At 57.1% G+C, this 10,849-nt stretch carries 9 protein-coding genes; 7 read left to right on the forward strand and 2 right to left on the reverse strand.

The annotated features are described in order from the left end of the window. Positions 1-97 precede the first annotated feature (97 nt). Positions 98-1,024, forward strand: a complete 927-nt coding sequence (locus KBY49_RS08605; RefSeq protein ID WP_254934376.1) for a hypothetical protein — start codon at positions 98-100, stop codon at positions 1,022-1,024. On the opposite strand, the gene KBY49_RS08610 is transcribed toward KBY49_RS08605, so the two are convergent. Then, complete coding sequence (locus KBY49_RS08610; protein ID WP_254934377.1) at positions 967-2,031, reverse strand: hypothetical protein; 1,065 nt, start codon at positions 2,029-2,031, stop codon at positions 967-969. The two genes, KBY49_RS08605 and KBY49_RS08610, sit on opposite strands and share 58 nt — an antisense overlap. Before the next feature lie 26 nt (positions 2,032-2,057). Between KBY49_RS08610 and KBY49_RS08615 the strand changes: the two genes are divergently transcribed. Then, complete coding sequence (locus KBY49_RS08615) at positions 2,058-3,257, forward strand: glycosyltransferase (RefSeq protein ID WP_254934645.1); 1,200 nt, start codon at positions 2,058-2,060, stop codon at positions 3,255-3,257. On the opposite strand, the gene KBY49_RS08620 is transcribed toward KBY49_RS08615, so the two are convergent. After that, positions 3,197-4,405, reverse strand: a complete 1,209-nt coding sequence (locus KBY49_RS08620) for a glycosyltransferase family 4 protein (RefSeq protein ID WP_254934378.1) — start codon at positions 4,403-4,405, stop codon at positions 3,197-3,199. The genes KBY49_RS08615 and KBY49_RS08620 overlap by 61 nt on opposite strands. A 52-nt stretch (positions 4,406-4,457) precedes the next feature. Between KBY49_RS08620 and KBY49_RS08625 the strand changes: the two genes are divergently transcribed. The 5 genes from KBY49_RS08625 to KBY49_RS08645 all read left to right on the forward strand — a co-directional run bounded on the left by KBY49_RS08625 (position 4,458) and on the right by KBY49_RS08645 (position 10,834). Next, positions 4,458-6,017, forward strand: coding sequence for a glycosyltransferase (locus KBY49_RS08625; protein ID WP_254934379.1), 1,560 nt, complete (start codon positions 4,458-4,460; stop codon positions 6,015-6,017). Next, a complete protein-coding gene (locus tag KBY49_RS08630; protein ID WP_254934380.1) occupies positions 6,014-6,253 on the forward strand; it encodes a hypothetical protein in 240 nt (79 codons plus the stop codon). The genes KBY49_RS08625 and KBY49_RS08630 overlap by 4 nt, the downstream gene beginning before the upstream one ends. A gap of 29 nt (positions 6,254-6,282) precedes the next feature. Beyond that, complete coding sequence (locus KBY49_RS08635; RefSeq protein ID WP_254934381.1) at positions 6,283-7,203, forward strand: hypothetical protein; 921 nt, start codon at positions 6,283-6,285, stop codon at positions 7,201-7,203. A 17-nt stretch (positions 7,204-7,220) separates the two neighbouring features. Next, the gene (locus KBY49_RS08640; protein WP_254934382.1) at positions 7,221-8,462 is read left to right on the forward strand and encodes a glycosyltransferase; all 1,242 of its coding nucleotides are present in this window, start codon (positions 7,221-7,223) and stop codon (positions 8,460-8,462) included. 125 nt (positions 8,463-8,587) lie between these two features. Beyond that, on the forward strand, positions 8,588-10,834 hold the full coding sequence (locus KBY49_RS08645) for a calcium-binding protein (RefSeq protein WP_254934383.1): 2,247 nt from the start codon (positions 8,588-8,590) through the stop codon (positions 10,832-10,834). The last annotated feature ends 15 nt before the right edge of the window (positions 10,835-10,849 follow it).

Genomic DNA, 10,849 nt, shown 5'->3' on the forward strand with positions numbered 1-10,849 from the left:
ATTACGCCAATGCTTGCCATGGGTGGGGCAGGCCCCGATCAAATCATCTCCCAGCCTTTGCTTGGCATGAGATTCTTAGTTGGTATTGGGCGTGACCATGCGCATCCTGCTGGCCATCGTTCACCACTGGAATCCGGAGGGGAGCGGCGAACATGCTTCTTTGAGACCCGATCCCAGCCCGCGGATTGAAGCCTTTCAGCAGCAATTGTTGGCTTTGCAACGCTTGGGCACTAGGCAAGCGCAGTTGAGCATTGCGGCCATGGAGGCGCAGCCAGCGAATCAGGCCCTGCAGCATCAAATAGATATCAAGGTGATCACCGATGGTGAGCACCACGTTCTGGATCGCGTTGCTGAGCCATATAAGGGCCTATTTCAGATGGTTATCACCCAGCCCAAAACAGCAAAGCATCTTGGATTTGAGGCCCAAAAGTTTTTGGTTAGTCGCCTTGATCAAGGTTATGACATGTATGGTTATATGGAAGATGATCTGGTGATTCACGACCCTTGGTTTTTCCGTAAGATCAACTGGTTTAGAAGCCAACTAGGGGATGATTGCATATTGCTACCCCACCGTTATGAATTGCATTATGAGCCCCATGCCGTGGATAGATTTTATATTGATGGGCCAATGCATGAATTGGAACTACAGCAGGTGATTGCAGATCCAGCACCATCGCTGGCGGCTGATTGGCCGGGGGGACGGATCTTTTTTGAGTCTCCCCTCAATCCCCATGCTGGCTGTTTTTTTCTAAGTGCGGCCCAGCTTCAGTATTGGCTTCAGCATCCCAGCTGGCAGGATGGAGATTGCAGTTGGGTGTCTCCCTTAGAGAGCGCCGCCACCTTGGGAATTTCCAAGACATTTCGTTTGTTTAAGCCGGCGATGGTGCAGGCGGCCTGGTTGGATTTACAGCACTGGGGCCGTAGCTTTCATGGCCTTATTGGGAAGTCGCTGTCTTTGGAGCAGGCCTATGAGAATTTGCTGCAATCTAGGCCGGCAAGCAGCTCATCCCAGGATCCAAATTGAGTGGAGCGTTTGATGCTCAGCAACTTGGCGTAGCTGTTGTGCGGTTGCATTAATTCCTGCCATCGCTCATCACAAAACAGCGGTAGTAGCACAATTCCAGTTTCTCCAAGGGCCACGCATAGGTGGGCAAGTGCGGTATCGATTGTGAGCACTTGATTGGCATGTATCAGCGCGGAAAGCTGCTGGAGGCCACCCTGCTGGGGGTTTTTCAGCTGGACTCCCAGGCCAGAGAGTTGTTGTTGTTCCCATGCTTGCCAGAGGCTGATGTCGGTGATGCTCAATCCGGGTTGCCTAGCCAGGGTGTGTTTGTAGAACTGGCGCACCAATTGAAAGGGCACTGAGCGGCTATGGGCTGAGAGACGATCTCCTGCCCCGGCGGCCCTCCAGCAACACAGCAGGCCCATTGATCGGGGCCTTTTCCCCAGCTGTTCAGTTGCCGTTGGTTCAATCCAGCTTCCGTAGGCAGGGCCGGGAGATTGGTTGAAAAGCCAATGGCGGATCGCCATCGCCGGCACGGCGGGATCTTCGCTCCATTTCAAAGGGCCTTGCCGCCAGCCAAGAGCGGCGAATTGCCTCTGCCGCTCTTGGCTGGCGCTGAATTTGAGGTGCACTTGATTCTGTTGGGCCCAAGGCAACACCAGGCTGAGGGCCTCCAAGTGATCACCTAGCCCACCATTAAGTGCTACCAATAAGGTCGTCCCATGGTCCATGGCCCGGGCTATTGCCCCGGCCGCCCGCTCCTGCCACGCAGGAGGGACAAGATGGCAATAGGGGTTGGCAAGGCCGTCGTGGCGAGCCAGGCGGAAGCGCCATTGGGCGGCCGCACCTGCTTCCAAGGGCTGCTGCTGGTTGAGGATTGTGCGGATCTCTCCGTACATCCCCAAATTCAGGGCCACATGACCTGTGCGGATGTTTGGAGGCATTGCCGCCAATTGGGGCTGGAGCCATTGCCGGGCCAGGGGCAGGTCATTGCTGAACAGGGGCCAGGGAGAATGGGAGCTGTTCATCGGGGGTGGCAGTGAGATTGCTGCTGGTGCATCAGAATTTCCCTGGCCAATTTCGGCAGCTGGCCCCATACCTGGCCCAGCAGGGCCATGAGCTGGTGGCGATTTGTTCTCACCAGCGGCCCGTTGCTCTTACGGGCAGGATATTGCGATATCAGGAGCCGGCCAAACCTACGGGGTTGCCCTTGGGCAGCATGATCTGGCATGAGGGGCTGGAGCGAGCCGCTGCCGTGGCAAGGCTTTGTGCCCAGTTGGAGGCCCAGGGCTGGCGGCCCGACAGGATCCTGGCCCACAGCGGTTGGGGGGAAACGATTGCCATTGATCAGGTGTGGCCGAATGTGCCCCAGATCGTCTGGCCCGAACTCTGGGTACAACCCCACCATGGCGGCCATGGTCATGATCCGCTGCTGCCAGTGCCTGGGTTGGAAGAACATTTAGCCCAGCTTGGCCGCAATGCCCTTACCCGCACTGCGCTTGCTAAGGCCCGCCTGTGGATTTTGCCCACCAGGCACCAGGCCAACAGCTTTCCTGCTGTCTTCCAAGGCGCCAGGCTGCAGGTGGTGCATGAAGGCATTGACACGGCGTTGGCCTGTCCGGATCCCCAGGCCAGTTACGAAGTGCGGGGCATTGCGATCAACCGCCATATCCCCACAATCACTTTTATAAACCGCAACTTGGAGCGATTACGGGGATTTGATCAGTTTCTTAGGTCCCTAGTTGTGATTCAAAGGGAGCACCCCACCGTACGGGCCTTAATAGTGGGGGATAACGAAGGCGGCTATGGGGGAGCCCACAGTTCAGGTTTACCCCTCAAGCAGGTGTTATTGGAGGAGCTGGCGGGGCAGCTAGATCTTGAGCGCATCCATTTCCTAGGGCGGGTGCCCCACCCCGTGTTGATTCGCCTGCTCCAGGCCGGCTGGGTGCATGTATATCTGAGCTATCCCTTTGTGCTCGGCTGGAGCCTACTGGAAGCCATGGCCTGTGGCTGTTGCATCGTTGGCAGTGAGGGCATGCCGGTGGCTGAAGTGATTAAAAACGGCCAACAGGGACTGCTGGTTCCTATTCAGGACCAAAACAATCTTGGCCAAACGGTGCTTAAGCTTTTGGCCAATCCAACCCTGCGCAATCAGCTGGGGCAGCGGGCTCGACAGGCTTCCATGGCCTGGGATCAAAAGATAACGCTCCCAAGGCTAGGTGCCTTGGTGGAGGCGGCATCCCCTTTGCCGTAATGCATGAACAGATTTTCCAATTGTTGGGCAGAATGGGTAACGCTGAAGCGCTCATGCACGCGTGCTTTGCCTACACTTTGCAGCTTTTCCAGGAGCCCGGGCTCATCCAACAGCCGTTTCAATTGCTGGGCCAGATGGGGGGCGTTGCCAGGCTCAAAGCGCAGGCCGCTTACTCCGTCTTCAAACAGTTCACTGGCGCCGCCTACGCCGCTGCTAACCAGGGCCAGGCCACTTGCCATTGCTTCAGCAGCCACGATGCCGAAGGCTTCTGGGTAAATCGAAGGGAAAACTAAAACATGGTGAATTCTTAGAAAACGGGCTAGTTGGGTTCTACTGAGCTCTCCGAAAAAATAATTTTCCTCTAGCCCCCCCTCGGCCATGTTTGCGCTCAAGAGCTGCTGGAGGCCTTTCTGGTAAGGCTTTCCTGCAAAATTTGCCTGTACACGTATTCCTTGTCTGTGCAAAATGACGATAGCGTCTGCCAAGGTTTGCACTCCTTTTGTGGACATTAAGATCCCCGCGAAACAAACTTTTAGAGGGGATGCGGCTGTTCCCAGTGGCTTTGGTGGTAGGGCATTTGTGGTTAAGGAAGTTTCGAATAGCCCAACGCGAGCCCCCGGGTAAACCACAGGAATCGGTTGATGATTAAATCCTGAAGCAACAAGGCTCTTGCGCACGCACCGACTAGCGGCTACAGGTAAGTAATTGGCGTGAATTGGCTGTAATTCCGCAGGATATGGTGGGGTTATGAAGCCAACATGATGCAATACAGAGCAGCCTTGCGATACCAATGGTAAAAGCAACTCAGGGCCAAGCATTTCCAGATTGCCCACAAGGATCCCATCCCATTCCTTGAGGCCCAGCCAATGTTTGATCAGTTTTTGATTGTCATGGTCAATGCTCAGGCATTTAGGCCGGTCTCCCAAAAATCTCATCCCCCCTTCAAAGGTTCCTTTGAGGGTTAGGCAGCGGTTCACCGGTTCGCCGCTGGGGCCATGGCTAGAGGGGCCCAAATAGGGGGCATCGCTGCTGATCACCTGCAGCCGATGCCCCCTTTGCATGAGTCCCCAGCAGAAATCGGCCATGCAGCGGCCAAAGCCCCCCAGCTCCTGGGGGGGATAGAGGTTGGTGATCAGCAGTAGGTCCATGCGCTCGAATACGGCCCCTTAGGCTTCCCGATAACCTATTAAATCTCATGTTTTGCAGCCCCTGCCCGCGCTGATTACCAGCGCAGATCTTTTGCCCGGGGGTGGGTTGCTCAATGGCCGCCGTTGGGCGGGCCAGCAATTGCTCCTGGGCTGGGCCGAGGCATCTGGGGCAAGGCCAATGGCCCTTGCCCATGCCCAGCCCAGCAGCCTGCAGAGCCTGATGCCGATGTTGCGTCAGGCGGGCTTCAGCGGTGAACTGCATGGCCTGGGGCTTTTGGAACCCCAAGCCATTGCCCCATGGGGTGGCCTGTTTCTGCCGGATCCCTCGATCGGCCGTTGGGCCCAATGGCGGCAGCAGGCCGGCCCAGCCTCCTTCTCTCTTATTGGCCAGATCCACACGCTCTCCACCCCCGCAGCCCAGGCCCATCTTCAGGATCTGGTTAGCGAGCCTGTCCAGCCCTGGGATGCCCTTATCTGCAGCAGTACCGCTGGCAGGGAGGTCGTGCGGGCCGTAATCCACGATCGTTGGCAGCAGTTGGCTTCCCGTGTGGCGCCGGGTCAGCTCGTCGGCGAGCCCATTTCACCCCAATTGCCGGTGATTCCCCTGCCCCTGCCGATTCGCCAGATGCGGGCCAACCTCCCCAGCCGTGCCGCTGGCCGTGCCGCCCTCGATCTGCCGGCTAATGCCGCGGTGATTCTCTGGCTAGGGCGGCTGTCGTGGCTCACCAAGCTCGACCCCTGGCCCAGCTATGCCTTGCTTGAGAGGTTGGCGGGTCGGTTGGCACGGCCCCTGGTGTTGATTGAGTGCGGCCCAGATGATGTCCAGCCCGCGGCGGCGGGGCTGGAAAAGTTGCGGGCTCTCTGCCCTGGGGTGCGGTTTGTGCGGCTTGGCGGAGAACAGCCGGTGGAGGAGGCCGTGAAGTGGCAGGCTCTGGCCGCCGCAGATGTGGCCCTATCTCTGGTGGACAACATCCAGGAAACCTTCGGCTTAGCCGTAGCTGAGGCCATGGCGGCGGGTTTGCCTGTGGTGGCATCTAATTGGGATGGTTATCGAGATCTAGTGCGAGATGGGCTAGATGGTTTTCTGGTGCCATGCCGTTGGGCGGCTTCCGCCCCGGCGCTTTCCACCAAGCTGGCCTGGCAGCAGTTCACCGGCCTACAGAGTTTTCCTGCCGTTGCCGGAGCCCTGGCCCAATTGGTGCAGGTGGATGGCCGGGCTGCTGAATCGGCGCTGTTTTCCTTGCTTGAGGATGCGCCAATGGCGGCGGCCATGGGCCGTGCCGCCCGCCAGCGGGCCGAACAAAGCTTTGCCCAACAAGTGGTGATGGCTCAATACGAGGCCTTATTTGAGGAGTTGGCCGATCGACGGCTTCTGGAGGTGGCCCATTGCAGCCCCCAGCCTCCTCCCTTGGCCCTGGATCCGGTCCGGGCCTTCCGCGGCTATGCAAGTACGACGCCACCTGAGATCGGATGGGCCAATGAAAATATGCTTGCTGACCTCCCGGTGGCCTTGCGCCAGGAGCGCCAGCCCATATGGAGCTTGCTGCAAGCCAGCGCTTCCCAGCACGACCAACCGGCTCTTTTGCACGACCTATGGCGGAAGCATCGATGAACCATCTGCCCTTACCTGTGCGATTGCGCCATCGCCTGATTTTGAGCCGCTGGCAGCGCTGGTGGTTTCCCAGCCTGTGCTTGCTGCCCTACCTACTTTGCCTGGCCTGGATGCTGAGTAAGGGGTTGTACTGGGTGGCCCAGGTGCTATTGGCACCCCTGCTGATGGGTGCGCTGATGGCCCTGCTGACCTTTTGGCTGGCTGAACAGGAATTTCGAACCAGCCGCAGGCGATAATTTATCTTTGATATATCGGCTTCATAAACGTGCATCTACCCCATCAGGCCTGGTCTGCCACCAGCTGTGCAGCCCTGGATCAGCGTGACGCCTTGGCGAGTTTTTGGCTGGCAGCTCCCGATGATCTTCTTCCCAGTTTTTGGGCCTCCCCCCTAGGGGAAGCCACAAAGGCACTGGTGCGTCAGCTTCACCCCCAGAGCAGCTTCACTGCTGAGCAGGTGGCATTGCGTAATGCCATCGGTGAAAGGCTGCAGGCAGGTTTCCAGACCCCCCTTGCCCTGCAGCTATTGCTGGCCAACTGGCTCTATTCAGCACCGGGCCTGATGAAGATCGCTAACCCCCAGCAAAACCTGCCCGCCTGGCTTCTGCCCGCCTATCTGGAACTCTATGAGGGGCAGGGATCCCAAGCACCTGTTCAGCAAGCTGCCAGCGACGGCCAGGTGTTACCAGCCACCCAGCTCCCCCAACCAGATTTCGGCAGCTTTCCCGAAACCTTGCAGGAATTGGTGGGAAATCGGATCCAGCTCAATCGCATGCTGGGGTTGTCAAACCTTTATTACATCGACCCCGAAGATCAGGAAATCCTCCACGAACTACGTCAGCTGCGTCTGCAGTTAATTAATTCCATTCTGCGCACTTCTGAAGGCCAGTTGGAGCAGCTCTGGGCCACGGATCTGGGTGATCGCTATTGGGCCATGGTGCGATCGGGAGTTCAGAATGAGGCCCTAGGCTCCGAGGAGGAGCGGATTAAGGAACAGGTCACCGGGCGGCTGCAGCCTAGCCAAGGGGGTGGTTTTGGCACCTCTGGCAGCCTCAACGCTTTCCTGGCGGCGATGTTGCTCTTTCCCCCTGGAAGCATGCGCGTTGACGGGGCGGAACAGAAGATTCCTGGTTGGTTGCTTAGCCCCTATCAAGAAATTTTTGTTCAGCCCTTGGCTGCCCAAGCCTGAGGGCTGGGGCAGCTGCCATGAGGATCCTGATATCCCACAACAACTATCCATCCCAATTTCGCCGGCTGGCTCCTGCCCTGGCGGAACAGGGCCACGAGGTGGTATTTGTGGCACAACAGCAGGAATGGCATGCCCAGGCCCCCGGGCCCGGAGTGCGCCTGATCACCTACCAGCCCCACCGGGTCGGTGGCTCTGAGGCCCTACATCCCTATCTGAGAAGGTTCGAGGCCTGTGTGTTGCAGGGTCAGGCCGCCTATCGCGCCTGCCACGCCCTAAGCCAAGAAGGTTGGCAGCCTGATTTCATTCTCAACCATGTGGGCTTTGGTAACGGCTTTTACCTCAGTGATCTATTCCCCCAAGCCCGCCGGATCGGCTTGTTTGAGTGGTATTACAACTCCCATGGAGCCGATGTGGATTTCCTTCGCCGCGGCGATGTGGAACCTGATCGGGCCATGCGCCTGCGTACCTGGAATGCCCAGATCCTGCTTGAGTTAGCCCATTGCCACATTGGTGTGGTGCCAACCCAATGGCAGTGGCAACAATTCCCCGAGCATCTTCGTGGCCATCTGCAGGTAATTCACGAGGGTGTGGACGTTCAGAGGCTTTCCCAGCTGCGGAGCGCTGGGCTGCCCCGCCCTGCCTGCCTGCCTGAGGATTCTCCCTTGGAAATCCTCACCTACGTAAGCCGGGGTTTTGAGGATTACCGCGGCTTTCCCCAGGCAATGCAGGCAATTGCCCTGCTCCAGGCGCGCAGGCCAAACTTGCACGTATTGATCGCTGGCTCCGACCAGGTGGCCTATGGAGCCAGTCGCAGCGACGGGCGCAGCTGGGGTGCCTGGGCCCGTGAAGAGCTTCCCCTTGATGATGCCCGCACCCATTGGCTAGGCCCCCTGCAGGAGGGGGAATATCACCAGCTGCTTGCCTGCAGCGATGTGCATCTTTACCTCACCGTGCCCTTTGTGCTGAGTTGGAGCCTGATCGAAGCGATGGCAGCCGGCTGCTGCCTGGTGGCGAGTGCAACCGCACCGGTGCAGGAGGTGCTTACTGATGGCAAGAGTGCCAGGTTGGTTGATTTCTTTTGCCCCGAGGCCCAGGCCCAGGCCATTGCTGAGCTGCTCGACGACCAGTCCCAACGCGAGAGGCTCGCAAAGGGGGCGGCTCAGGCAGCGCTAGGATTCACGTCAATTGGGGGGCTGGCCTCTTGGTCTGCGCTTTTGTCTCTAAACAGTGACCAAACTGCCCACTCAGCTTTTCTTTAGAAAGCTGATGAGGTATAAATGTGCTGCTGCGTGCTGTCTGCATGCCGCACACGCCGCCCCCTTGGTGGGTGCGGTTGTGAGGAGACCCAAGTCCACAACACCCACCAAATTCAACCGAAACGCAAATGACCACCAGTTACAACACCATTCTCGGAACAGACACCGCCAATACCCTGTTGGGGGCAACCGGAGCGGATTCCATTGTTGCCTTAGCCGGTGACGACCTTGTGATCGGTGGCGGCACCAACGACATTGTCAATCTCGGATCAGGCAACGACTCCGTCAACTTCACTTCCGACACCACCTCCGCATCAGTGCTAGGTGGTGATGGCAACGACTCCCTCGGTCTGACTGTTTCGTTCAACACCTCCACCCTGAGCGGTGGCGATGGTAACGACACCCTTTTCCTTACTTCTGCCCCCACCGCCACTGCCCTTTTTGGCGGTGCCGGCAACGACACGATTCAGGTATCTAACAATTTCATTGGCGGCACGATCTACGGCGGTGACTCCACAGCCACCTCCACCGATGGTGCTGATTCGATCAGCATTTCTGGATCGATCTCAGCAGCCCTGTTCAACGCCAACGGCGGCGCTGACACGCTCTATGTCGCCGGTCAAATTCTTGGGGCCTCTGCCGTTTACGGCGGCCAAGGAAACGACTGGATCAGCGCAGTTACAAGCGTCAGCTCTTCCACCATTACTGGAAACCTGGGCAATGACACCCTGACTTTCCTGAGCAACCTCAGGGCTGCCACTGTTTACGGCGGTGCTATTGATGATACATCCTCTGATGGATCAGACACCATCTCCATTGCTGGATCTGTCACGGCCTCCTTTGTGCAGGGCAATGGCGGTAACGACCAAATCAACATCACCTCGAGTGTGCTTGCGAGCTCGGTTTACGGCGGCCAGGGCAACGACCTGATCACTGCTGCTTCTTCCGTTTCCGCAAGTATTGCCACCTCCACCATCTCGGGCAACCTCGGCGCCGACACCATACTACTTGGTGGGTCCGGTAGTACTAATACTATTATTGGATCTCAGATTTATGGTAGTGATTCTACCGGCACTCTGACCGGAGATGATTCAATCGATATTCGTTACTCCACGATCCAAACCTCAAGCATTTTTGGTGGCGCAGGTGCCGATACTTTGTTTGTAGGTTTTGGTGCCACTGGTCAAATAATTCAGACCAGTGTCTCTGGTTTTGCTGGTAATGACTACATGCTTTTTGAGGGCTCCGCTGTAAGTAGCACTGTTGATGCCGGAGTCGGTAACGACACCATTTTCATCAATAGTTCTGGTGCTGGAGCCAATGCCTCTGCAGGCTTCTATGCTGGCCTTGGCAATGACCTAATCACGGTCCAGCAGCTCTGGGGCGGCAGCGTATTCGGTGATACATCCGCTACCGATACAGCTGGCGGTAATGACTCCATCAGCCTTGGCACCATCAGTGCAGCCAGCGTTTATGGCGCAGCCGGTGATGACACGGTACTCCTGGTGACTTCGGCAAGTAGTAGCCGTGTCGATATGGGTGAAGGAGCAAACTTTGTATCCGGTGGTGCGAATTTCACTGCCAGCACATTGCTTGGTGGTGCTGGTGCAGACTCCTTTGCCTTCGGCGGCGGCGTCACAGGCGCTTCCATCGATTCAGGCGCTGGAATCGACTCCCTCCAGTTCGGTGCAACGGTGAGCAACTCCACCATTCGCTCTGGTGCTGGTGCTGACACCTTGGCCTTCAGTGTTGCTGTGAACGCAAGTTCCGTCTATGGCTCCACAGATACAGCTGGGTTGATCACGAATAGTGGCTCCTTCTCAGCGGCTTCGCTGATAGGTGGTACTGCTAACGACACCTTCAGCTTTGGTGGTCTAGTTACTGGATCCCTGTTTACAGGTGGAGCCGGTAGTGATAGTTTCAACTTCATTTCTGGTGGCGTAGCTTCAGCTGGCACATCTTCGTATTTCGCTTCTGGAAACACCTCAATAGTTGGTGGTGCTGGCAACGATAGTGTTACTTTCTCGAATATTACGGGCTCGTCTACGCTAAACAATTTGGCAGGTGCAACTTACTACTTTGGCTCTAATACAGGTAACGACACTCTCAACTTCTTGTTTGGGACGGCTGGTGCTTCAACAAATGCCTTTGGTACAGGCTTAGTATTAACAGTTGCGGCTGACTCCTCTTATGGGTCAACCTCAGCCTTCTCGTTTAATGCTGGTACTTCATTGGTTTCGATGGGTTCTGGTGCGGATCAGCGTTCTATCTTCATTGCTGGTATGACTGGTGGTGCAAACGGAAACACTAATGTTAATGGTCTTTACATTAATTTCACAACTGTTGCAAGCAGTGTGATCACAGCCTTCGGCTGATCCACTGCACCCGCT

The sequence above is a fragment of the Cyanobium sp. WAJ14-Wanaka genome (assembly GCF_024345375.1).
Lineage (GTDB): Bacteria > Cyanobacteriota > Cyanobacteriia > PCC-6307 > Cyanobiaceae > Cyanobium_A.

Bases quoted from the DNA above. Each gene is read 5' to 3' on its own strand.
- KBY49_RS08640 (WP_254934382.1), top strand. From the start codon at position 7,221: ATGAGGATCCTGATATCCCACAACAACTATCCATCCCAATTTCGCCGG.
- KBY49_RS08645 (WP_254934383.1), top strand. From the start codon at position 8,588: ATGACCACCAGTTACAACACCATTCTCGGAACAGACACCGCCAATACC.
- KBY49_RS08605 (WP_254934376.1), top strand. From the start codon at position 98: ATGCGCATCCTGCTGGCCATCGTTCACCACTGGAATCCGGAGGGGAGC.
- KBY49_RS08610 (WP_254934377.1), bottom strand. From the start codon at position 2,031: ATGAACAGCTCCCATTCTCCCTGGCCCCTGTTCAGCAATGACCTGCCC.
- KBY49_RS08630 (WP_254934380.1), top strand. From the start codon at position 6,014: ATGAACCATCTGCCCTTACCTGTGCGATTGCGCCATCGCCTGATTTTG.
- KBY49_RS08620 (WP_254934378.1), bottom strand. From the start codon at position 4,405: ATGGACCTACTGCTGATCACCAACCTCTATCCCCCCCAGGAGCTGGGG.